Source organism: Microbacterium sp. E-13 (assembly GCF_049912955.1).
GTDB lineage: Bacteria > Actinomycetota > Actinomycetes > Actinomycetales > Microbacteriaceae > Microbacterium.
In genome coordinates this window covers 3,696,722-3,719,040 of sequence record NZ_CP183973.1, presented here as the reverse complement: position 1 = coordinate 3,719,040, position 22,319 = coordinate 3,696,722, and the positions used below count along the sequence as shown (strand labels likewise).

At 71.3% G+C, this 22,319-nt stretch carries 24 protein-coding genes; 15 read left to right on the top strand and 9 right to left on the bottom strand.

All coding sequences use genetic code 11. The features are described from left to right. Window positions 1–1,476, top strand: coding sequence for an ABC transporter ATP-binding protein (locus ACN9MP_RS17265; protein ID WP_426322221.1), 1,476 nt, complete (start codon window positions 1–3; stop codon window positions 1,474–1,476). Window positions 1,477–1,532: 56 nt separating this feature from the next. Then, a complete protein-coding gene (locus ACN9MP_RS17260; RefSeq protein WP_426326098.1) occupies window positions 1,533–2,318 on the top strand; it encodes an energy-coupling factor transporter transmembrane component T family protein in 786 nt (261 codons plus the stop codon). Between the two features lie 133 nt (window positions 2,319–2,451). Here ACN9MP_RS17260 and ACN9MP_RS17255 read toward each other — a convergent pair whose 3' ends face one another. The 3 genes from ACN9MP_RS17255 to ACN9MP_RS17245 are packed head-to-tail and all read right to left on the bottom strand — an operon-like array spanning window position 2,452 to window position 4,037. After that, the gene (locus ACN9MP_RS17255) at window positions 2,452–2,958 is read right to left on the bottom strand and encodes an SRPBCC domain-containing protein (RefSeq protein WP_426322220.1); all 507 of its coding nucleotides are present in this window, start codon (window positions 2,956–2,958) and stop codon (window positions 2,452–2,454) included. Further along, the gene (locus tag ACN9MP_RS17250; protein WP_426322218.1) at window positions 2,955–3,680 is read right to left on the bottom strand and encodes a phosphotransferase; all 726 of its coding nucleotides are present in this window, start codon (window positions 3,678–3,680) and stop codon (window positions 2,955–2,957) included. The genes ACN9MP_RS17255 and ACN9MP_RS17250 overlap by 4 nt, the downstream gene beginning before the upstream one ends. A 6-nt stretch (window positions 3,681–3,686) precedes the next feature. Then, a complete protein-coding gene (locus ACN9MP_RS17245) occupies window positions 3,687–4,037 on the bottom strand; it encodes a DUF488 domain-containing protein (protein WP_426322216.1) in 351 nt (116 codons plus the stop codon). A gap of 57 nt (window positions 4,038–4,094) precedes the next feature. On the opposite strand from ACN9MP_RS17245, the gene ACN9MP_RS17240 reads away from it, so the two are divergent. The 5 genes from ACN9MP_RS17240 to ACN9MP_RS17220 all read left to right on the top strand — a co-directional run bounded on the left by ACN9MP_RS17240 (window position 4,095) and on the right by ACN9MP_RS17220 (window position 7,758). Then, window positions 4,095–4,610, top strand: coding sequence for a hypothetical protein (locus ACN9MP_RS17240; protein WP_426322214.1), 516 nt, complete (start codon window positions 4,095–4,097; stop codon window positions 4,608–4,610). 110 nt (window positions 4,611–4,720) lie between these two features. Continuing rightward, complete coding sequence (locus ACN9MP_RS17235) at window positions 4,721–5,482, top strand: SDR family NAD(P)-dependent oxidoreductase (protein ID WP_426322212.1); 762 nt, start codon at window positions 4,721–4,723, stop codon at window positions 5,480–5,482. 31 nt (window positions 5,483–5,513) lie between these two features. Further along, window positions 5,514–6,287 (top strand): enoyl-CoA hydratase/isomerase family protein, encoded by a 774-nt coding sequence (locus ACN9MP_RS17230; RefSeq protein ID WP_426322210.1) that lies wholly within the window; start codon window positions 5,514–5,516, stop codon window positions 6,285–6,287. Window positions 6,288–6,474: 187 nt separating this feature from the next. Then, window positions 6,475–7,314 carry an SDR family oxidoreductase gene (locus ACN9MP_RS17225; protein WP_426322208.1) on the top strand — a complete coding sequence of 280 codons (840 nt, stop codon included), beginning with the start codon at window positions 6,475–6,477 and terminating at the stop codon, window positions 7,312–7,314. Window positions 7,315–7,371: 57 nt separating this feature from the next. After that, entirely contained in the window at window positions 7,372–7,758 is a 387-nt protein-coding gene (locus ACN9MP_RS17220; RefSeq protein ID WP_426322207.1) for a VOC family protein, read from the top strand. Window positions 7,759–7,760: 2 nt separating this feature from the next. On the opposite strand, the gene ACN9MP_RS17215 is transcribed toward ACN9MP_RS17220, so the two are convergent. From ACN9MP_RS17215 to ACN9MP_RS17205, 3 genes are read right to left on the bottom strand one after another with little or no spacing between them, the layout of a single operon-like run. Then, window positions 7,761–8,654 (bottom strand): Cof-type HAD-IIB family hydrolase, encoded by an 894-nt coding sequence (locus ACN9MP_RS17215; protein WP_426322205.1) that lies wholly within the window; start codon window positions 8,652–8,654, stop codon window positions 7,761–7,763. Beyond that, window positions 8,654–9,292 carry a LysE family translocator gene (locus ACN9MP_RS17210; RefSeq protein WP_426322203.1) on the bottom strand — a complete coding sequence of 213 codons (639 nt, stop codon included), beginning with the start codon at window positions 9,290–9,292 and terminating at the stop codon, window positions 8,654–8,656. The genes ACN9MP_RS17215 and ACN9MP_RS17210 overlap by 1 nt, the downstream gene beginning before the upstream one ends. Before the next feature lie 9 nt (window positions 9,293–9,301). Further along, entirely contained in the window at window positions 9,302–9,736 is a 435-nt protein-coding gene (locus ACN9MP_RS17205; protein WP_426326097.1) for a GNAT family N-acetyltransferase, read from the bottom strand. 148 nt (window positions 9,737–9,884) lie between these two features. Between ACN9MP_RS17205 and rlmN the strand changes: the two genes are divergently transcribed. From rlmN to ACN9MP_RS17170, 7 genes are all read left to right on the top strand, one after another. Next, window positions 9,885–11,150 (top strand): 23S rRNA (adenine(2503)-C(2))-methyltransferase RlmN, encoded by a 1,266-nt coding sequence (rlmN, locus tag ACN9MP_RS17200; RefSeq protein WP_426322201.1) that lies wholly within the window; start codon window positions 9,885–9,887, stop codon window positions 11,148–11,150. 87 nt (window positions 11,151–11,237) lie between these two features. Beyond that, entirely contained in the window at window positions 11,238–12,869 is a 1,632-nt protein-coding gene (locus ACN9MP_RS17195; protein WP_426322199.1) for a DUF4407 domain-containing protein, read from the top strand. Window positions 12,870–13,089: 220 nt separating this feature from the next. Further along, entirely contained in the window at window positions 13,090–14,823 is a 1,734-nt protein-coding gene (locus ACN9MP_RS17190; protein ID WP_426322197.1) for an ABC transporter ATP-binding protein, read from the top strand. Continuing rightward, the gene (locus ACN9MP_RS17185) at window positions 14,820–16,949 is read left to right on the top strand and encodes an ABC transporter ATP-binding protein (protein WP_426322195.1); all 2,130 of its coding nucleotides are present in this window, start codon (window positions 14,820–14,822) and stop codon (window positions 16,947–16,949) included. The genes ACN9MP_RS17190 and ACN9MP_RS17185 overlap by 4 nt, the downstream gene beginning before the upstream one ends. A gap of 139 nt (window positions 16,950–17,088) precedes the next feature. Continuing rightward, complete coding sequence (locus ACN9MP_RS17180; protein ID WP_426322193.1) at window positions 17,089–18,102, top strand: aldo/keto reductase family protein; 1,014 nt, start codon at window positions 17,089–17,091, stop codon at window positions 18,100–18,102. 9 nt (window positions 18,103–18,111) lie between these two features. Next, window positions 18,112–18,597 carry an NUDIX domain-containing protein gene (locus ACN9MP_RS17175; protein ID WP_426322192.1) on the top strand — a complete coding sequence of 162 codons (486 nt, stop codon included), beginning with the start codon at window positions 18,112–18,114 and terminating at the stop codon, window positions 18,595–18,597. 143 nt (window positions 18,598–18,740) lie between these two features. After that, a complete protein-coding gene (locus ACN9MP_RS17170) occupies window positions 18,741–19,103 on the top strand; it encodes a VOC family protein (RefSeq protein ID WP_426322190.1) in 363 nt (120 codons plus the stop codon). A 134-nt stretch (window positions 19,104–19,237) separates the two neighbouring features. Here the strand turns inward: ACN9MP_RS17170 and ACN9MP_RS17165 are convergent, their stop codons facing one another. Then, window positions 19,238–19,612, bottom strand: coding sequence for a hypothetical protein (locus tag ACN9MP_RS17165; RefSeq protein WP_426322188.1), 375 nt, complete (start codon window positions 19,610–19,612; stop codon window positions 19,238–19,240). A 19-nt stretch (window positions 19,613–19,631) separates the two neighbouring features. Between ACN9MP_RS17165 and ACN9MP_RS17160 the strand changes: the two genes are divergently transcribed. Further along, window positions 19,632–21,098, top strand: coding sequence for a PLP-dependent aminotransferase family protein (locus tag ACN9MP_RS17160; protein WP_426322186.1), 1,467 nt, complete (start codon window positions 19,632–19,634; stop codon window positions 21,096–21,098). Between the two features lie 145 nt (window positions 21,099–21,243). Here the strand turns inward: ACN9MP_RS17160 and ACN9MP_RS17155 are convergent, their stop codons facing one another. Then, complete coding sequence (locus ACN9MP_RS17155; protein ID WP_426322184.1) at window positions 21,244–21,774, bottom strand: ribonuclease H family protein; 531 nt, start codon at window positions 21,772–21,774, stop codon at window positions 21,244–21,246. A 10-nt stretch (window positions 21,775–21,784) separates the two neighbouring features. After that, entirely contained in the window at window positions 21,785–22,318 is a 534-nt protein-coding gene (locus ACN9MP_RS17150) for a GbsR/MarR family transcriptional regulator (RefSeq protein WP_426322182.1), read from the bottom strand. Between the last annotated feature and the right edge of the window lies 1 nt (window position 22,319).

The following is a 22,319-nucleotide window of genomic DNA, read 5'->3' as shown; positions in this document are numbered from 1 at the left end:
ATGGCCGGCACCCGCCCGGCCCGCATCACAGCGGCCGGCTGGGGATGGCGCTACGCCGGCCGGCGAGCGCCGGCGGTGCACGACGTCTCGTTCACGATCGAGCCGGGCGAGCGCGTGCTGCTGCTCGGGGCGTCGGGCGCGGGAAAGTCGACGCTCCTCGCCGGCATGGCAGGACTGCTCGGCGGTGCCGACGAGGGCGACGAGACCGGCGCCCTCCTCATCGACGGCGAGCGGGCGGAGGCGCACCGCGGCCGCGTGGGGCTCGTGCTCCAGGACCCCGACGCCGGCGTGGTGCTGGCGAAAGTCGGCGACGACGTCGCCTTCGGGTGCGAGAACCTCGGCGTGCCGGCGGCCGAGATTCCGTCCCGCGTCGCGGAGGCGCTCGCCGCTGCGGGGCTCGACGTGCCGCTCGACCGGCCGACCAAGGCTCTCTCGGGCGGGCAGAAGCAGCGCCTCGCGCTCGCCGGGGTGCTCGCGATGCGGCCCGGCGTGCTGCTGCTCGACGAGCCCACCGCGAACCTCGATCCCGAGGGCGTGCGCGACGTGCGGGCGAGCGTCGAACGCGTGCTCGCCGAGACCGGCGCGACGCTCGTGGTGATCGAGCACCGCACCGCGGTGTGGGCAGACCTCATGGACCGCGTGATCGTCGTGGGCGCCGACGGCGGTCTCCTCGCGGATGGCCGCCCGGGCGACGTGTTCGCCAGGCACGGCGCCGAGCTCGCGGCCGCCGGGGTGTGGGTGCCGGGTCACCCCGTCGCCCTACCGGTGCTCGCACCCGCCGCGCCTGACGCGCGGGCGGCGGTGGCGGCATCCGGTCTCTCGATCTCTCGCGACGGGCGCACCCTCGTGCGCGACGGTCTGGACGTGCGCGTGCCCCGCGGGGCGGCCACCATCGTGACCGGCCCGAACGGGGCGGGCAAGTCGACCCTCGCGCTGACCCTCGCGGGGCTTCTCCCCGAGGCGGCGGGCGAGGTGGTCGCCGCCCCCGAGCTCGCAGGACGGTCGGGGCGGCGGCCGTCTCGCTGGACGTCGCGCGAGCTGCTCACGCGCATCGGCACCGTCTTCCAGGAGCCCGAGCACCAGTTCCTCGCGCAGACGGTGCGCGACGAGCTGGCCATCGGGCCGCGGTCGCGCGGCGTCGACCCGGCCGCCGTCGCCGCCATCGTCGACGAGCTGCTCGAGCGGCTGCATCTCGCGCCGCTCGCCGCCGCGAACCCCTTCACGCTGTCGGGCGGGCAGAAGCGCCGGCTCTCGGTGGCGACGGTGCTCGCCGACGCGCCGCCGGTGATCGTGCTCGACGAGCCGACGTTCGGCCAGGACCGCCGCGGCTGGATCGAGCTCGTGCAGCTGCTGCAGTCCGAGATCGCGGCGGGCACGACGGTCGTCGCGGTCACCCACGACGACGACGTGCTGCGCCACCTCGGCGGCCATCGCATCGACCTCGGCGCGGGCGTTCCGGCGGGGGTGGCGACGTGACCGCCGCAGGCCCCGCCCAGCACGCGCGGAGCGGCGGCGTGCGCCTCGACGACCCGCTGGGCACGGACACCGCCCGCACGAGTCCGCGGGCGTGGCTCGACGGGGTCAACCCGGTGACGAAGATCGTGCTGGCGCTGCTGCTGTCGGTGCCGCTCTTCGCCTCGATCGACGTCACGAGCGCGCTGGTCGCGATCGTGCTGCAGCTCGCCTGCCTCCCGCTCACGGGCCTCGCCCTCATGACGGTGCTGAAGCGGATGCTGCCCATCCTGCTCTTCGCACCGGTCGCGGGCGTCAGCATGCTGCTGTACGCGGAGCCCGGCGGAACCGTCTACTGGTCGTTCTGGTACGCCACGATCAGCGACGACTCGATCTCCCTCGCCATCGCGGTGTGCCTGCGGGTGCTGGCGCTGGCGCTGCCGACGATCCTGCTGTTCGGGCGCACCGATCCGACCGAGCTCGCCGATGCGCTGGCGCAGGTCGCGAAGCTGCCGTCGCGCTTCGTGCTCGGAGTGCTCGCCGGAACCCGCACGCTCGGCCTCTTCCTCGACGACTGGCGCAGCATGCAGCTCGCCCGCCGGGCGCGCGGGGTCGGCGACACCGGCGCGATCCGGCGCTTCTTCTCGATGGCGTTCGTGCTCCTCGTGTTCGCGGTGCGCCGCGGCACGAAGCTGGCGATGGCGATGGAGGCCCGCGGGTTCGGCTCGACCATCCCGCGAACGTGGTCGCGCCCCTCGCGCCTGCACCCGCGCGACGCGGTGGCGCTTCTCGGCGGTGCGGTGATCATGACGATCGCCATCGGTGCCGCCGTCGTTGCGGGGACGTTCCGGTTCGTGTGGTCCTGATCCGGGCCAACGTGCGTCAAAGCGCCGGGCTCGATCGGGATTCGAGGCCCGCGCAGCGGCTTGATCGCCGCTTTGAGCCCGGCGCTTTGACGGCCTTTGCCGACAAGGGGCTCAGCCGGCGGCGAGAGAGGGCTCAGTCGGCGGCGACCAGCCGCTCGTAGGGGGGCTGCAGGGCGGGGAAGTAGTCGTCCCACTTCACGCCCTCGACGTCGACTCCGGCCTGGGCCGCCACGAGCCGGTCGAGGTGATACTCCCAGCCCGGACCGATCGAGCCGACGTCCTCGCCGGGGTTGAGCCGCTGACCGAAGGTGAGCACGGTGTCGCCCGGCGCGTCCTCGGCGAGCTCGAACCAGAGGTGCCACGCCCCGCCGGCCTGCGACGTGTCGCCCGCGAACCGCCGCGGGCGGTCGCATTCGAGGATGGTGTACTCCTCGGGCGCCGCATCCTGTCCCTCCGCCGTCATGTAGAAGGTGACGTGACCGCTCGCCGGATCGCCCTCCCACCGGCCGATCCAGCGCTCGAGCAGGTCGGACTCCGTGAGGAATCGCCACACCTCGTCGGCGCTCGCGCCGAACCGCCGCAGGATCACGAGGTGGGGATGGCCGTCGATCTTCGTCACGGTTCCGGTGATCTCGGTCATGTCGCGTTCCACAGCTCCCGGTAGTACGACAGGCGCTCGCGATCGGGTGCGATCCCGTACGCCTCGATGAGGGCGTCCTCCCATCCCTCGCCATAGTTCCACGCCGTCGACATCGACGCCACGGCGATGTCGGCCCAGCGGTCGGCGACGCCCAGCGCGCCGAGATCGACGTGGCCGCTCCACCGGCCGTCGTCCCCGATGAGCGTGTTGGGGCAGCAGGCGTCGCCGTGGCACACCACCAGCTGATCGACCGGCGGCGGCTCGCGCAGAGCATCGGGAACACGGATGCCGCGCCCCGCCGCATTCGCGATGCGCGCGGGCACGCCCCAGTCGAACCGGCAACCGGCGACCGGAAGCGCCTCGTGCAGGGCGCGGAGGCCCTCGCCGACGGCGCGGACGGCGGTGGCGGCATCCGTGATCCAACGCGGATCCACCGCCGAGGAGCCCCGCAGCGCCATCGTGATGAGCCACTCGTGCGTCGCATCGCCGCCCGCGTCGAGCACCTGCGGCACGGGGGTGTATGCGCCCGCCCACCGGAGCCGCTCGGCCTCGCCGGCGAACGAGGACTCGGCGTTTCGTGGGCCGAACTTGACGAACCTGCCGTCGTCGGTGCGATACGTCACGCCGCCGAGCTCGTTGACCCACACCGGAACGAGCGCCGCGCCGCGTGCAAGCGCGCGCACCCGCCCGGGTACGTCGAGGGCTTCGAGCGGAATCGACACCGCGGGTCAGGCCTCGAGGACGTCGCGGAGGATGAGGGCGTGGTTGTGCACGTCGTCGTGCACGGCGTGCAGGAGCGTCACGACGGCGTGCGCGGCCAGCTCGGCGCGCAGCGATGAGACGGCGGTGCGCGCCGGTCCCCCGAGCTCGGAGCGGTACGCCTCGGCGAAGGCGTCCCACGACATCCCGTCGTGGTGGAACGCCCTGCGCAGCTCGGGGGAAGGCGCGACCTCCTTGACCCAGAGGTCCAGCGCGGCGCGCTCCTTCGACAGCCCGCGGGGCCACAGCCGGTCGACCAGCACGCGGTATCCGTCTTCGGGCGAGGGATCGTCGTAGACGCGCTTCAGCCGGATCTCCATGGACCTATCCAAGCCCCCCGGCCACACGCCGCGCCACACGCATGGTGGGATGGCTGCATGCCGACCACGCGCGCCACCCGCCGGAGAGGACCCCTCACGGCCCTCGAGGGCGCCGAGCCCGCGGTCGCCATCGGCGACGCGGCGGCCCGGCATGTGCGGCTGTCGCCGGAAGGGATCGCGCGGCATGTCGGTGAGACGCGGTCGGCCTTCGTGCCGTGGTCGCAGGTGGAGTCCGTGAGGGCGAAGCCGCCGGCGACCTGGTGGCCCTACCCCGCGATCTCCGACATGGCCGCCTCGCTGCTGGGCGGCCTGGCCGGCGGGCTCGACCTGGGCGAGTCGAACGAGACGCCCACGTTCGTCGTCGCCGTCACCAGCATCGACGGTGAGCGGCTCGAGTGGCGCGCGACCCAGCACTACCTCTCGGGGTACCGCCGCGGCGACGCCCAGGCGACGACACGGCTGGTGGAGTACCTGAGCGCCCGCGCCGAGGCGCGCCTGCTGCTGGCCCGGCCGGCGGAGGTGGTCGACCGCATCTCCGCCCTCACGCGCGTGGGCCTCAAGATCGGACCGTGAGCGCTTCGGCCGACGGCTAGCCTGGTCCTGCGAACCGGTTCGCGCATGGAACCCAGTCCCGCGTATGCTGAGACGCGGTTCCGCCTCGATCGGACTTCGAAGGAGAATCCATGGACCTCACCGGTGCCGCCGCCCTCGTCACGGGCGGTGCGAGCGGGCTCGGCCTTGCCACCGCGAGACGTCTGGCCGACGCGGGCGCGGTGGTGACGATCGTGGATCTGCCGGCGTCGGCGGGTGCGGATGTCGCCGCCGAGCTGGGCGGGGCGTTCGCGCCGGCGGATGTGACCGATCCGGAGCAGGTGGCCGCCGCTGTCGCGCAGGCGGCAGCATCCGCTCCGCTGCGCGTGGTCGTGAACTGCGCCGGCATCGCCCCGCCTGCCAAGGTGCTGGACCGCGACGGCACCCCGACGCCGCTGGCGGGTTTCGAGCGCATCGTGCGGGTGAACCTGATCGGCACGTACAACGTCATCGCGCAGGCCTCGGCGGTCATGGCGACGACGGATGCTGCGGCCGGGGGCGAGCGGGGGGTGATCGTGAGCACGGCCAGCGTGGCGGCGTTCGACGGCCAGATCGGGCAGCCGGCGTACGCGGCGTCGAAGGGCGGCGTGCATGCGATGACGCTGCCGATCGCGCGGGAGCTCGCGCGGTACGGGATCCGGGTGGTCACGATCGCGCCGGGGATCATGGAGACGCCGATGCTGAAAGGGCTGCCGCAGGCGGCGCAGGACTCGCTGGGCCAGCAGGTGCCCTTCCCGCAGCGGCTGGGCCGGCCCGACGAGTATGCGGCACTGGTGATATCGATCGTCGACAACGGCTACCTCAACGGCGAGACCATCCGCCTCGACGGCGCCATCCGCATGGCACCCAAGTGACCCCGTCTGTTCTGCATCACCGAGGAGACCGATGAGCGACTCGATCCTGGTCACGCGCGAGGGCGCCCTCGCCCGCGTGACCTTCAATCGGCCCGCGTTCCTCAACGCGATGGGCTTCGAGATGGGCGGCCGCTGGCGGGACGTGGCTCGCGAGCTCACCGCCGACGATTCGGTGGGCGCGATCATCTTGGATGCCGCAGGCCCGGCCTTCTGCGCCGGCGGAGACGTGCTCGAGATGGCGACGTCGGGGGCCTCGGGCGCCGATGTCACGGCCGCGGCGCATACGATCCACGACGGCATTCGCGCGTTCGTCGAATCCGACAAGCCCATCGTGGCCGCGGTGCAGGGCGCGGTCGCCGGTGGCGGTCTCGGGCTGATGCTCACCGCCGACTACGTTGTCGCGTCGGAGCAGGCCAGGTTCGTGAGCAAGTACGCCAACATCGGCCTCACGCCGGACCTCGGCGTGTCGACTCTGCTCCCCGCCGCGGTCGGGCAGCGCCGCGCGCTCCAGCTGCTGCTGCAGGACACCACGATCGACGCCGCGACGGCGCTGGACTGGGGTCTCGTGACGGAGGTCGTGCCCGCGGGCGACGTCGCCGCGCGCGCCGAGGCCGTCGCCCGCTTCTGGCTCGACAACGCGACCGTCGCCTTCGGCCAGGCCAAGCGCCTCGTCCGCACCGGCGCCGGCCGGTCGTTCGCCGAAAACCTCGGCGACGAGGCGGCTTCGATCGGCGCGCGCTTCGACACCCAAGAGGCGAAGGCGCGCGTGACGGCCTTCGCTCAGCGCGGCCGCCGGGTTGAGTAGGCGCTCCAGCGCCGTACCGAAACCATCCGCCAAATCCCGTTCCTGAGGCATCCGCCCCACCGTTCCTGAGGATCCGCCCCCAGATGCAGATCATGTGCTCTCACCGAAACCACACGTCGTGCGCGGGAACGACGTGTGTTCTCGGTGACAGCACATGAAAGCGTGAACTACGCAAGGAGACACAGACATGAGCGACAAGCCCCTCGCCGGCAAGACGATCCTGATGTCGGGCGGCAGCCGCGGCATCGGCCTGGCGATCGCCCTGCGCGCAGCCCGCGACGGCGCCAATGTCGCGCTGCTGGCCAAGACCGACACCCCCCACCCCAAGCTCGAGGGCACGGTGCATTCGGCGGCGGAGCAGATCCGCGACGCCGGCGGCAACGCCCTGCCCATCGTGGGCGACGTGCGCAGCGACGACGACGTCACCGAGGCCGTGCTCAAGACCCAGGGCGAGTTCGGCGGCATCGACGTCGTCGTGAACAACGCGTCGGTCATCGACCTGTCGCGCACGCTCGACCTCGACGCCAAGAAGTACGACCTCATGCAGGACGTCAACGTGCGCGGCACCTTCATGCTGTCGCGCGCCGCGATCCCGATTCTGAGGGATGCTGCGAACCCGCACATCCTCTCGCTCTCACCTCCGCTCAACCTGTCGCCGAAGTGGCTGGGCGGGCACACCGGGTACACGATGGCGAAGTACGGCATGACGATGGCGACGCTCGGGCTCGCCGCGGAGTTCGCCGATGCCGGCATCGCCGCGAACACCTTGTGGCCGCGCACCACCATCGCCACCGCTGCGGTGCAGTTCGCGCTCGGGGGCGACCGGATGATGAAGGTGAGCCGCACGCCCGAGATCTACGCCGACGCCGCGTACGCGGTCTTCACGCAGCCCGCACGGACGTACACGGGGCAGACGCTCATCGTCGAGGACGTGCTCGAAGCCGCCGGCGTGACCGACTTCTCCGGCTACGCCGCCGTCCCCGGCACTCCGGATTCCGCGCTGTTCCCCGACATCTTCCTGGACTGACCCACCGCGCACCGGCACCCCTGTCTGGGCGGGGCGGGCGGGCGTATCGTGAGCCGCATGGGGGTGCGCAGCCTGTTCCCGATCCTGCTGGCGCGAGACCTTCCGGGACTCGTGCGGTTCTATGAGAGCGCGCTCGGCGCCAGCGTGCCGTACCGGTTCGGCGACGGCGACGAGGCGGACTACGTCTCGCTGCAGATCGGTGAGGCCTCGCTGGGTATCGGGCGCGACCCCGACGCGCTCCCTCCGCTGCCCGGCGACCGGGTCGCCCTGTGGTTCTACGTCGACGACGTCGATGCCACCTACCGCGCCTGGCTCGAGGCGGGCGGCCGGGCCGAGCAGCCTCCCGCCGACATGCCCTGGGGCGAGCGCGTGGCGCAGGTGCGCGACCCCACGGGCACCCTCGTGAACCTCGGCGCCGAGGCGCCCGCCGCCGCGCGCGACTGACGTCAGATCAGGCCGAGGCGGCGGAAGGCGTTCGCGACGCCGTCGTCGAGCACGTCCGTCGTGACGAAGTCTGCGAGGGCCTTCAGCTCGGGCTGGGCGTTGCCCATCGCCACCGCGGTGCCGCACACCTCGAACATCTCGAGGTCATTCCAGCCGTCGCCCACGGCGATGGCGTCGGCCGCATCGATGCCGAGGTGTGCAAGCAGCAGCTCGATCGCCGAACCCTTCGTCGTGTCGCGGTGGGTGATCTCGCCGTTGGAGCCGCCCGGCAGCGGCATGCTGCCGGGCACGATGAGGAACTCCTCGCCGAGATCCGCGCGCAGCTCTTCGAGTCCCTCCTCGTGGTCGCTCACGAACACGGACTTGTCGACGCGGCTGAGGTCCGCCTCCGCCACGCTCGGGAAGCTGCGCTCCGCGAGCCCCACGAGGGAGTCCTCCGGCCGGACCTCCTGGCCCGCCGCCTCGCGGGCGGTGAGGGCGGCGGCGTAGTCGCGCATGAGTTCGGCCATGTCGTCGCTGGCGTACGCGCCGTCACGGGTCTGGAGGAAATAGCGGATGCCGCGGCTGCGCAGCGCCGCCAGCATCCGGTCCGTCGCCGCGCGAGGAAGCGGGCGTTCGACCACCACCTCGTCGCCCGCCGTCACGAGCGCGCCGGAGTTCGTGACAGCCCCGTCGAACCCGATCTCGGAGACGTTCGGATGGATGTCGGCGGCTGAGCGTCCGGTGCTGAGGTACACCAGATGCCCGGCGGCGCGAGCCGCGCGGATGGCGGGACCGGTGGAGGGAGCGACGTGCGACCCGTGCTCGAGGATCGTGCCGTCGACGTCGAGGAAGACGATGCGCCGGCGACCGCGGCGATCCACCTCCCCGGCACCTGAGCTCGTCGAAGGGGGCATCAGTGCTTGTTCCCCGTGAAGAGCAGGATGCCGCCGAGGCCGATCATGAGGCCGCCGCCGGTGGCCGACAGCGTCGCGATGCGCTTCGGCGAGCGGCCGAACCACGTGCGCGCGCTCGCCGCGATGAGGGCCCAGATGCCGTCCGAGATGAGCGCGATCACGAAGAAGACCAGGCCGAGCACGACCATCTGCAGCGGCACCATGCCGGCATCCAGGTCGACGAACTGGGGGAGCACCGCGATGAAGAACGCGATCGTCTTGGGGTTGGTGATGCCCACGACGAACCCTTCGCCGAGCTGACGCCAGGCAGATCGCGGCATGACGCCGCCGTTCGCCTGCGCGGCGGCGCGGCCGCGGTGGCGTATCGCCTGCACGCCGAGGTACATGAGGTACAGCGCGCCGGCGACCTTGACGATCGTGAAGAGCACCACCGACTGGGCGACGATGCCGCCCACGCCGAGGGCGACGAGCCCGATGACGGGCAGCAGGCCCAGGGCGTTGCCGAGCACGCTGAGCAGCCCGCCCATGCGTCCGAGGGCGAGCGCGCGCCCGATCGTGAACAGCACGCTCGGGCCCGGGATCACGATCAGCACGACGGCGGCGAGGGTGAAGGCGAGAAGGTTCGAGGCGGGCACCACACGGTGAGCCTAGTCCCGGCCGCCGACCTCCAACCGCTTGCGCATGTAGACCTCTTCGACGCCGCCGTCGCCGGGAACGCGCTGCGACTCGGCGTAGCCCTCCCGGTGGTACAGGCGCAGGTTCGCCTCGCTGAGCGAGCCCGTGAACAGCTCCGCCTCCGTGGCGCCGGCTTCGATCCCGCGTCTCTCGACCGCGTCCAGAAGCGTCGTTCCGATGCCGTTGCCCTGCTGATCGGGCGCGATGGCGATGCGCCCGACGAGGAGGAGCTCGCCGTCGCGACGTGCGCGCACGGCGCCGACCATGCGGCTGCCGGCGAGGGCGACGCAGCCGAGGTTGTCGATCAGCTCGGCCTGCACCTCTTCGAGGGTCTGCGTCAGGGGCGGCATGTCGGGCGTGCCGTAGATGAGCGCCTCCGACACGAACGCGGCGCGCTGCAGCGTCATCACCTCCCCGGCGTCGTCGGGGCGGATGGGTCGCACGGTCAGGTCGTCCACGTCGCCACGGTAACCGCAGTGGCCGGACGGCGCCCGGGGCTTGACGGATGCCCGGGGACCAGGCATCCGTCCAGCCGAGTCGCCTACCCTGGAACGCATGACCGATTCGCCTGTTCGCACGACGCGCCCCTCCTCGCGCAGCGGAGAGAAGGCCCGTCAGGTGCGTCCGGCGACCGAGGGATGGACGCAGAAGAAGGATGCCGAGGGCCGGCCCCTCCTGCAGTTCGCCAGCCCCAAGCGGGGAAAACCGCCGGTGCACCTCGCCGATCTGACGCCCGGGCAGCGCGCCGAGAAGGTCGCGGAGCTCGGTCTTCCCGGCTTCCGCGCGAAGCAGCTCGAGAAGCACTACTTCCAGCACTTCACCCACCACGCGGCCGACATGACGGATCTTCCCGCCGAGGGGCGCGAGGAGTTCGTGCACGGCATGCTGCCGCCGCTGCTCACCGAGGTGCGCCGGCTCGAGACCGATCGCGGCGACACCATCAAGTTCCTCTGGAAGCTGCACGACGGCGCCCTCGTCGAGTCGGTGCTCATGCGCTACCCGGGCCGCATCACCCTCTGCGTCTCGTCGCAGGCCGGCTGCGGCATGAACTGCCCGTTCTGCGCGACGGGGCAGGCCGGTCTCACGCGCAACATGTCGGCGGCCGAGATCGTCGAGCAGGTCGTGCGCGCCAACCGCCTCATCGCCGACGGCGGGCTGGGTGGCAAGAAGAAGAACGACCACTCGCTGGACCGCGTCTCGAACATCGTCTTCATGGGGATGGGGGAGCCGCTCGCGAACTACGCCCGCGTCATGCAGGCCGTGCGCGTCATGACCGACAAGAAGCACGGCCTCGGCATGAGCGCGCGCGGGATCACGGTCTCGACCGTGGGCCTGGTGCCGGCGATCACGAAGCTCGCGAACGAAGACATCCCCGTGACGTTCGCGCTGTCTCTCCACGCCCCCGACGACAAGCTGCGCGACGAGCTCATCCCGGTCAACTCGCGGTGGAAGGTCGACGAGGCCCTCGACGCCGCGCGCGCCTACTTCGACCGCACCGGCCGTCGCGTCTCGATCGAGTACGCCCTCATCAAGGACATGAACGACCACGCCTGGCGCGCCGACCTCCTCGCCGAGAAGCTCAACGCCCGCGGTCGCGGCTGGGTGCACGTGAACCCGATCCCGCTCAACCCGACGCCCGGGTCGATCTGGACCGCCTCCGAGGTTCCGGTGCAGAACGAGTTCGTGCGGCGCCTCAACGACGCCGGCATCCCGACGACCCTGCGTGACACGCGCGGCAAGGAGATCGACGGCGCCTGCGGGCAGCTCGTCGCCACCGAGGACGACGCGGCGGTCGCCGCCGTCACCCCGCCCGAGGACTGAGACGACGGATGCCGCGACCGCGGCATGCGGCATCTCACGCTCCTCTAATACACCTCGTGCACAGGTTGCCCGCTCTAGGGTGTGCGGATGTCTTCTTACTCCGCGCACCGGCCGGGCCGGTTCGGCTCCGACGGCCGGATCGAGTTCGAGACAGACGACGATCAGACCGAAGCCCTGTACCTCGACGACGTGCGTGCGCAGCAGGCGGCCGGTGAGCCGACCGAGGGGCGCTCCGACGACGGCCCCGAGGACCCGTTCCCCGAGACCCGCGACCTGCTCGAGGACGCCCTGGCGATGAACCCGACCCAGCCGGTCGCGGTCGCGCGCCGGCCGGCGGCCGACGCGCAGCCGGCGATCGGCGAGTGGGGCACCATCGACGAGCCGGCCGACGCCGCGGGGGAGCCTGCCGACACCGCGGCCGAGCGGGGAGAAGCCGTCGCGGAGCCGGAGGGCGCAGCATCCGTGCCCGCTCCCCGTGCGAAGCGGGCGAAGCGCGCCCGGCGCCGTCGCGAGCGCGGATCGGGCTGGCGCCGGCTCGCGGTGCTGGGCGGTGCCGACGCCTCGGTGCTCGACGAGGTGCCCACCGAGACCCCCCGCTTCGTCCAGATGTTCTTCGTGATCGCGGGCACGGCGCTCATCTCGGCCATCTCGATGTTCTTCGCGCTCACGACGGGTGTGCGCATCGTCGCGTGGGGCGCGTTGCCCCTGGCGATCGTGTGGGCGCTGATCATCTTCAACCTCGACCGCTTCCTCACCTCGACGATGCGTTCCACGCAGAGCATCTGGCGCCTGATCGGGCTCGCGATCCCTCGCGTCATCATGGCCGCCGTCATCGGCATCGTCGTGGCCGAGCCGCTCGTGCTGCAGGTGTTCCACAACGACATCGCGCGCGAGGTGACGGCGACGAACGTCGTCCAGGCGCAGTCCGACCAGGACGCCGTGACCAGCGGGCCCGAGAAGCAGGCGCTGGATGCCGCGAGCGAGCGTGTCGCCGCGCTCGAGAGCCAGGCGGCGAGCGGTGTGGTCGCGGGCGCCGACACGACCTCGGCGTCGGCGGCGTCGGCGCAGCAGACCGTGGACGACCTCACGGCGAAGCTCGCGGCGCAGCAGCAGGTGATCGATCAGGCCCGCGCGATCTACCAGTGCGAGCTGACCGGCGAGGGCGCCGGCGAGGTGCCGGGCTGCAGCGGGGTCGCGGGCGAGGGTGCGAGCTCGGATGCGGCGGAGGCTCAGCTCGCGGCCGCGCAGTCGGCGTACGACACCCTGGCGGCGCAGCTGACGGCGGCGCAGGGCGACCTCGCGGCGGCGCAGGCGGCGGGCACGGCCGAGGCCGGCGCGTCGGAGGCGCAGAACAAGCAGCAGGCGAAGGACGAGCTGCCCGCCGCGCGACAGCAGTACGAGGCGGCGAGGGCGGCGTACGACGCGCGCGCGGCGGAGGTCGCGAGCGGCAACGCCGGCGCCGTGGGCCTGCTCAGCCAGATCAGCGGCCTGGAACGGCTGGCGGCACGCGAGCCGACCCTCGCGTGGGCGCACTGGCTCATCGCGGTCCTCTTCTTCATGGTCGAGCTCCTGCCCGTGCTGGTGAAGGTCCTGACGAGCTGGGGCGAGCCGTCGCTCTACGAGAAGGCCGACGCGCTGCGCCGCCAGGTCGCGCTCGACCGGGTCACGGCCCGCAGCTGGCGCGAGCGCGCCGAGATCGCGCAGGGTCGCGAAGCCTGACCGGCTGAGACATCGGTGAGGCGGATGCCGCGGCCGCAGCATCCGCCTCGCTGTCTGCTCGAGCCTCGTCGCGGCACACGATATATCGTGTTAGAGTGACCGGCGTCCCGCCCGCACGGAGGGGACCGTCGTCATGTCGGAGGGCCGTGCAAGGGTGGTTCCACACCACATCCGCACAGGCGGAGCCTCGTCTTGGCTGCGCCGCGTCTTGGGGAACCTCGTGCTGGCAAAGCTCCTCGTCACATATCTCAGACCTTCCGGCTGGCTGCTCGTCGGAGTGCTCGTCTTCCAGGCGGCATCCGCGCTGGCCTCTCTCTACCTGCCCAGCCTCAACGCCGACATCATCGACAACGGCGTCTCGAAGGGCGACACCGACTACATCTGGCGCACCGGCGTCGTCATGCTGACGGTGTCGCTCGGTCAGATCGTGGCCTCGATCATCGCGACCTACTTCGCCGCGCGGGCGGCGATGCGGCTCGGCCGCGACATCCGCGACGACATCTTCGAGCGCGTCTCGGGCTTCTCCGAGCGCGAGGTCACCGGCTTCGGCGCCGGCTCGCTCATCACCCGCAACACGAACGACGTGCAGCAGGTGCAGATGCTGGCGATGATGTCGGCGACGTTCCTCGTCTCGGCGCCCCTGCTGGCGATCGGCGGCATCGTCCTCGCCATCGAGCAGGCCGCGAGCCTCGCGTGGATCATCGCGGTCGCCGTGCCCGTGCTGCTCGTGGTGGCGGGACTGCTCATCGCCCGCATGGTTCCGTTGTTCCGCAGCTACCAGGGCAAGCTCGACGGCGTGAACCGCGTCATGCGCGAGCAGCTCACCGGCATCCGCGTGATCCGCGCGTTCGTGCGCGAGCCGATCGAGGAGCAGCGCTTCCGCGAGGCGAACACCGACATCATGGTCGTCGGTCGCAAGGTGGGCTCCCTGTTCGTCGTGCTGTTCCCGGCGGTCATGCTCATCCTCAACGTCACCGTGGTCGGCGTGATCTGGTTCGGCGGCATCCAGGTCGACCAGGGCGAGGTGCAGATCGGCACCCTGTTCGCGTTCATGCAGTACGTCATGATCATCCTCTCGGGCGTCATGATGGCGAGCTTCATGGCGCTGATGATCCCGCGTGCCGCGGTCTCGGCCGAGCGGGTCGGCGAGGTGCTCGACACCCATTCGTCGCTCGTGCGTCCGAACGACGCCGTCGCCGATTTCCTGGCGCCCGGCACGATCGAGTTCCGCGATGTGGCCTTCACATACCCCGGCGCCGAGCACCCGATCCTCTCGGGCATCAGCTTCCGTGCGGCAGCCGGTGAGACCGTCGCCGTCGTCGGCTCCACCGGCGCCGGCAAGACGACGCTCGTCTCGCTCATCCCGCGCCTGTTCGATGTGAGCGACGGCGTGGTCGAGGTCGGCGGGGTCGACGTGCGGCGGGCCGACCTCGAAACGCTGTGGAGCACGATCGGACTCGTTCCGCAGCGCCCGTTCCTGTTCTCCGGCACGATCGCATCCAATCTCCGGTTCGGCCGTGAGGACGCGACGGACGCCGAGCTCTGGCGTGCGCTCGAGATCGCCCAGGCGAGCGACTTCGTGAGCCAGATGGACGCCGGGCTCGACGCGCCCATCTCGCAGGGCGGCACCAACGTGTCGGGCGGGCAGCGACAGCGGCTGGCGATCGCCCGGGCGATCGTGCACCAGCCACGGGTGCTCGTGTTCGACGACTCGTTCTCGGCGCTCGACCTCACCACCGATGCGCGGTTGAGGCAGGCCCTGTGGCGGGAGCTGCCCGAGGTCACCAAGATCGTCGTCGCCCAGCGCGTCTCGACGATCACCGATGCCGACCGCATCATCGTGCTCGACGACGGCGGCATCGTGGGAATGGGTACGCACGAGGAGCTTCTCGAGACGAGCCAGACCTACCGCGAGATCGTCGAATCCCAGCTCGGAGCGGAGGTCGCCCGATGAGCGACGAGAAGCCCACCACCCGGCGCCGGACGCGTGCAGCCGTGGCCGAACTGAGCGCCGAAGAGAAGGCCGAGATCGAGCTCGGCGAGCAGGCGCGCATCGCCGCCGACGACTGGAGCGGCGCCGTCGCACCGGGCAAGGCCGCGCACTTCTGGCCCGCCTTCCGCCGGCTGATCGGGCTCCTGCGCCCGAACGCCTGGGCGTTCGTCTTCGTGTCGCTCCTCGGCTCGATCGGCGTCGTGCTCGCGGTGCTGTCGCCCAAGGTGCTCGGCGAGGCGACCAACATTCTCTTCGAGGGCGTCGTGTCGTCCATGGCTCCGGCGGGCACGACGAAGGAGCAGGTCGTCGCAGGGCTCGAAGCGCAGGGCCAGCAGGACCTCGCCAACATGGTGTCGGCGATGGAGCACTTCGTGCCGGGTGCCGGCGTCGACTTCCTGGCGCTCAGCCGCGTGCTGCTCATCGTGCTCGCGCTGTACTTCGCGTCGTCGCTGCTGTTGTGGCTGCAGGGCTACGTCATCAACGTGATCATGGTGCGCGTGATGTGGCGCCTGCGCGAGCAGGTCGAGGCCAAGATCAACCGGCTGCCACTGCGCTACTTCGACCGCGTGCAGCGCGGTGAGCTGATCTCGCGCGTCACGAACGACATCGACAACATCACTCAGATGATGCAGCAGTCGCTGTCGCAGGCCCTCACCAGCGTGCTCACGGTGATCGGCGTGCTCATCATGATGCTGACGATCTCGTGGCAGCTGACCCTCGTGGTGCTGGTCAGCTTCCCGCTCATGGGCGTGCTGTTCGGGGTCATCGGGCCGCGCTCGCAGAAGGCCTTCGGCATCCAGTGGCGCAAAGTCGGCCGGCTGAACGCCCGCGTCGAGGAGTCCTTCTCGGGTCACGCCCTGGTCAAGGTCTACGGCCGCGAGCAGGCGTCTCGCGAGGCGTTCCGCGAAGAGAACGAGGAGCTCTACCAGGCGTCGTTCAAGGCGCAGTTCCTGTCGAACATCATGATGCCCGCGATGATGTTCATCGGGAACCTGACCTACGTGGGCATCGCCGTCTTCGGCGCGCTCATGGTGGCCGGTGGTCAGCTGCGTCTCGGTGACGTGCAGGCGTTCATCCAGTACTCCCAGCAGTTCACCCAGCCCCTCGCAGAACTCGGAGGCATGGCGGCGGTCGTGCAGTCGGGCACGGCGTCGGCCGAGCGCGTCTTCGAGCTGCTCGACGAGCCCGAGCAGGAGCCCGACGCCGCGGACGCACCAGCGCCGGTCGAGGGCGACGGCACCATCGAGTTCCAGGACGTCGCCTTCTCGTACTCGGCCGACCGGCCGCTCATCCACGACCTGTCGTTCCGGGTCGAACCCGGTCAGACGGTGGCGATCGTCGGACCCACCGGCGCCGGCAAGACGACGCTGGTGAACCTGCTGATGCGGTTCTACGAGCTCGACGGCGGCCGGATCCTGCTCAACGGCCAGAACATCGCCGAGCTCACGCGCCGCGATATCCGCGCGGAGACCGGCATGGTGCTGCAGGATCCGTGGCTGTTCGCCGGCACGATCCGCGACAACATCCGCTACGGACGTGCCGACGCCACCGACGACGAGATCCTCGCCGCCGCCCGGGCCACGTACGTCGACCGGTTTGTGCACTCCCTGCCCGACGGCTACGACACGCTCCTCGACGAGGAGGCGTCGAACATCTCGGCCGGCGAGAAGCAGCTCATCACGATCGCCCGTGCGTTCGTGGCCCAGCCGTCGGTGCTCATCCTCGACGAGGCGACCAGCTCCGTCGACACGCGCACCGAGCTGCTGCTGCAGCACGCCATGGCGGCGCTCCGCGAGGGACGCACGTCGTTCGTGATCGCGCACCGTCTCTCGACCATCCGAGACGCCGATCTCATCCTGGTGATGGAGAACGGCGGCATCGTCGAGAAGGGCACGCACGACGACCTGATCGCGTCCAAGGGCGCGTACTTCCGGCTGTACAACTCGCAATTCGAGCAGGCCGCGACCGACGTCGACGCGGAGGCCCGCGCCCTCGCCGAGACGGGGCAGTCTGGCGGGGCGAACGCATCCGAGGGCGACGTGATCGACAACGACGCGATCGAGGACGAAGCGGCACGGGTCGTCTGATCCGACGGGGGACGCCCCGGCCCGGCGCACGCCCCGGGCCGGGCTCGCCCGAGCCGGGCTCGCCACGGATATGTTTCGCTTATCGACAAATTCGGCTCATCCCGCCTTCGGGGCCCTCGACGGCAGCTAGCGTTTTCTCATGGTCAATTACCGGTACCTCGGAAACAGCGGACTCAAGGTCAGTGAGATCACCTACGGCAACTGGGTCACCCACGGCTCGCAGGTAGACGACTCGGCCGCCGTCGCCACCGTCCATGCGGCGCTCGACGCCGGCATCAGCACGTTTGACACAGCGGACGCCTACGCGAACACCGCCGCCGAGAGTGTCCTCGGCAAGGCGCTCGCAGGGCAGCGGCGCGAGTCCCTCGAGATCTTCACGAAGGTGTACTGGCCCACGGGCCCCGGCGGCGCGAACGACACCGGCCTCAGCCGCAAGCACATCCTCGAGTCCCTCAACGGGTCGCTGAAGCGACTCGGCACCGACTACGTCGACCTCTATCAGGCGCACCGCTACGACTACGAGACCCCGATCGAAGAGACCTTCCAGGCGTTCGCCGACATCGTGCGGCAGGGCAAGGCGCTCTACATCGGCGTCTCGGAGTGGACCGCCGAGCAGCTTCGCGAGGGCCACGCCCTCGCGAAGGAGCTGGGCGTGCAGCTCATCTCGAACCAGCCGCAGTACTCGGCGCTCTGGCGTGTGATCGAGGAGCGCGTCGTGCCGACGTCGGAGGAGCTCGGCATCTCGCAGATCGTGTGGTCGCCGATGGCGCAGGGTGTGCTCTCGGGCAAGTACCTCCCCGGGCAGCCGCTCCCCGAGGGCTCGCGCGCGACCGACGAGAAGAGCGGTGCGCGCTTCATCGAGGCCTTCCTGCGCGACGACGTGCTCGAAGCGGTGCAGCGCCTCAAGCCGATCGCCGAGCAGGCGGGCCTCTCGATGCCGCAGCTCGCCATCGCATGGGTGCTGCAGAACAAGAACGTCGCGTCGGCGCTGGTGGGAGCATCCCGTCCCGAACAGCTCGCCGAGACCGTGAAGGCCTCGGGCGTCGTGCTCGACGCCGACACCCTCACGGCGATCGACGAAGCCCTGGGCGACGTCGTCAACCGCGATCCGGAAGACACCTACACGGTGTCGCCGAAGACCCGCGTCGCGTAACCTCCGAGCATGCCGAAGACGACCAGCGCCGGCATCCTGCTCTACCGGCTCCAGCCCGACCTCGAGGTGCTGATCGCTCACATGGGCGGGCCGTACTGGGCGAGCAAGGATGCCGGCGCGTGGTCGGTTCCCAAGGGGGAGTTCGTCGAGGGGGAGGAGGGCGCACTCGACGCGGCGCGCCGCGAGTTCCGCGAGGAGCTCGGCATCGACCCGCCCGAGCCGCCGTACGCCGAACTGGGCACCTTCGCGTACTCGTCGGGCAAGCGGGTGACGGTGTTCGTCGCCGACGGCGCCGGCTTCTCGCTCGACGGCGTGGAGTTCGGCGAGTTCGAGCTCGAGTGGCCGCCTCGCTCGGGTCGCACGGCCCGGTTCCCCGAGGTCGACCGCCTGGAGTGGACCGGCACGGATGCGGCGCGCGAACGCCTGGTCAAGGGTCAGCGTCCGGCCATCGACGCCCTCGAGCGCCATCTCGCCGAGGCCGCCTCCGCTGGCTGACGCGCTAGTCCCGTGAGACTACAGCGGGCCGCCGAGACGGTGGTTGCTTCCCTACCTCTCGGTCACCAGCTGTACTCTCGCGGTCTCTTGCGGGGAAGGGGAGGGTGGCGGAGACTGACCGGATCCGCACGAGAGGAACCTCCATGGCCCACGGCGACATCACCCACATCGACATCCCGGTCACCGACCTCGGCGAGGCGACGGCGTTCTACTCGGGGCTCTTCGGCTGGCAGATCGCCGAGGCGCCCGGCTTCGAGGGCTACCCCATGTGGCAGGCGCCGAACAAGATCTCGGGCGGCGGCCTCGCCCCGCGCGAGGACGGGTTCACCCACCCTCGGTCCTACGTCGAGGTCGATTCGATCGACGACACCGTCGCCCAGGCCACGGCGACCGGCGGCACGCTCGTGCGCGAGAAGCAGGAGATCACGCCGACGAGCTGGTGGGCGGTCATCGCCGATCCCGACGGCAACGAGATCGGCCTCTTCGAAGGCTCGACGGCCGGCTGAGCCCGGGAGGCGGGAGGCGCCGGCCGCAGATCCGAGGAGATCTGCACGATCGAGGACGATGACGGATGCTGCCTCCTCTGGTCTGCAGATGTCCGCTGGTGCGCGGCGGCGCCCGGCGTGTAGGGGAGCGGGGCTCAGCCGAGCTGCGGCACGGCGGTTCGGACGGATGCCGGCTGCCCGGCGGCCGCGGAACGGTCGGTGCGGTGGGGCTCGGCCGCCGGGAGCGCCTCCGCCACGCCCGGGACGGACCCGAGCGTGCGGCCGCGGAGCGCCGGCGCGGTGCGCGTCTTCTCGGCGACGGCGCGCACCAGCGCGACGGGCGTCCGCGGGGTCAAGGCAGGTGCGTCGCCCGGCACGATGCCGGCGACGAGCGCCGAGAGCATCGACCGAAGACTCTCGTCGTGGCTGCGGGCGTCGTCGGCCGCGATCCAATCCAGCAGCTGCTGAATGGTCCAATCCGACGAGAGTGGACTGCGAGAAGCGGATGATGTGGCGGTTGTACGGAACATTGGACCAGAATGCGGTGGTATGACGACGGTTGACAGGGCCAATGGGCGGCTGGTGGACCATAGGGTGGCCCTCGGCGGCACGGTCGACGCCTCCCGCCTCGCTGGACGTCTGGGCCGGTGGGCGCACGGCGACGGCACTCTGACGCGGCGCCTGGCGCAGGCGATCGCCTCGCTCATCGAAGGCGGCGAGCTTCGGCCCGGCGACCGGCTGCCGGCCGAGCGCGCCCTCGCCGGCGCGATCGCCGTCTCGCGGGGAACGGTGGTCGCCGCGTACGGACTGCTCAGTGAAGACGAGCTCGTCGAGCGACGACAGGGGAGCGGCACACGCGTCGCCGGACCCATCGGGGCCGCAGCACCCGTCCGCGAGCGGACGGCCCGCGGCGAAGGTCTGTTCTCGGCCTCCCCCTCGGGGATCGACCTGCTGCGCGCCGTGCCGGCGATGCCCCAGCTCGTGATCGATCTCGTGCGCGCGCACACCCCCACGCTCGAGCCGGTCACCCTGGCCGAGACCGATCCGGCGGGCCTGCCCGTCCTGCGGGCCCGGCTCGCCGCGCTCTTCGAGGAGGAGGGAACGCCCGCGACGCCGGCGCAGATCCTCGTGACGCACGGAGCCCAGCAGGCGATCAGCCTCGTCGTGGACGAGCTGGTCTCACCCGGCGATGTCGTGCTCACCGAGTCGGTGACGTGGCCGGGCCTCGCCGACTCGGTGCGGCGGCGCGGCGGGCGCGTGCACGGTGTCTCCATCGGTCCCGACGGGATCGACGTCGACGAGCTGGAAGACGCGATCGTGGCGCTACGACCGGTGCTCATCGCCGTCAACCCGCACCACCACAACCCGACCGGCACGCGGCTGCCCGCCGCATCCCGTCAGCGCCTCGCCGACCTGTCGGCGGAGTACGGCGTGCCGATACTCGAAGACCGGGTGCTCGCCCACGTCTCCTTCGACGGGGTGGTGCCGGCGACCCTCGCGGCGCTCCGTCCCGACGCGCCGGTGATCGTCGTCGATTCGCTGTCGAAGTGGTCGTGGTCGGGCCTGCGCATCGGATGGGTGCGTGCCGACCCGGTTCTCGTGCGGCGCCTGCGGGGCCTCCGCCAGCTCGTCGACCAGTCGACGAGCGTGCCGGCTCAGCTTCTCGCGCTCGACCTCGTCGACGAGGCACGCGCGCTGCGGCTCGCCACCTCGCAGACGCACGCCGTGGCATCCGCGCACCTGCTCGCGGCGATGACGCAGCACCTCCCCGACTGGGAGGTGACCCCGCCGCGCGGCGGTCTCGCCTTCTGGGCACGGCTGCCGGTGGGGTCGGCGACCGCTCTTGCGCGCCTCGCCGCGATGCGTGGCGTCGCCGTCGCGGGCGGCACCGAGTTCACCGCATCCGTCGTCTACGACGACCACATCCGCGTGCCGTACACCGCCCCGGAATCCGCGCTGCAAGAGGGCGTGCGCCGCCTCGGCGAGGCGTGGCGCGACTACCGCGCACAGCTGTAGCGGTCAGAGCTGTAGCGGGTCAGCGCCCGTCCTCGGGCGGCCCGAGTTCAGCGGGGATCTGCACACGCGAGGAGGAACGCGGATGCTGCGCCCTCGCGTGTGCAGATCTCCTCTGGTATCGGCGCCGGCGCCGCGCGCCCGCGGTTCAGCGGCCGTTCTTCGGGCGGGTCGAGACGTCGATGCGGTCCTGAGCGCCGAGCGACGACCAGGCGCTCTCGATGCCCTTGGCGGCGTGCTCCGACGCACGGACGGCGCGCTCGTCGGCCCACGCGTTGAGCACGTGGCCCGAATGCCCGCGCACGTGCTCGAGCACCACGTCGGGCTGACCGGCGGCGCGGCGGGCGTCGCGGGCCACGATGAGCTGCTCGAGGATGTCGACGTTCTTCGTCGGCGCGCCGGTGGAGGTCTTCCACCCACGGCGGCGGTGGCCGTCCATCCACTTCGTGTAGGTGTCGATGGCGTACTTGGAGTCCGCCTGCACGACGAGGTTCGCGACGTCGGCGTGGTCCTCGATGGCTTTCAGGAGTCCCGTCAGCTCACCGACGTTGTTCGTGCCGACGAGGATCGAGCCGGCGGCCCAGTGCCCGTCCTCGCCGACCCATGCCCAGCCCGTGGGTCCGGGGTTGCCCTTGCAGGCTCCGTCGGTGGCAACGATGTAGCGGGGCGCGTCTGTCACTCGGGCAAGGCTACCCGGCCGCGGGCGCCGCCCCGCGCTCGCGTTCGTCACCGTCGCCCTGACCGGGCCCCCCGTCACCCGGGCCGCCGTTGCGTCCGGCCCGCCACTCGGCGGCGAGCTGCGGCATCCGTTCCGCGAGGTAGCGCAGGAAGTCGGCGATCTCGTGCGCCCGCGCCGCCGACGCGGGGGCCGCGGGGTTCTCGTCGGCGATGCGGTCGAGCGACGCGGCGAGCATGCCATACAGCGGGGCGTTCGCCGAGATCATGCCCGTCCACGAGTCCTCGGCGAGGTCGTAGCGGTCGCGCCGATCGCCGGGGCGCGACAGCCGGTGGATGAGCCGCAGCGACACGAGGTACCGCACCGCGCCCGAAACCGCTGCGGCCGACACGCCGAGGCGATCGGCGAGCTCGGCGGCGGTGTATCCCTCGTCGGGCGAGCCGGCGAGGGCCATCATGACGCGCGCGGGCATCCGCGGCATGCCGACGGCCGTGAGCATCGCGGCGGCCTGCTCGGCGGCTTCGGCGCCGGGATGCTCGTTCGTCATG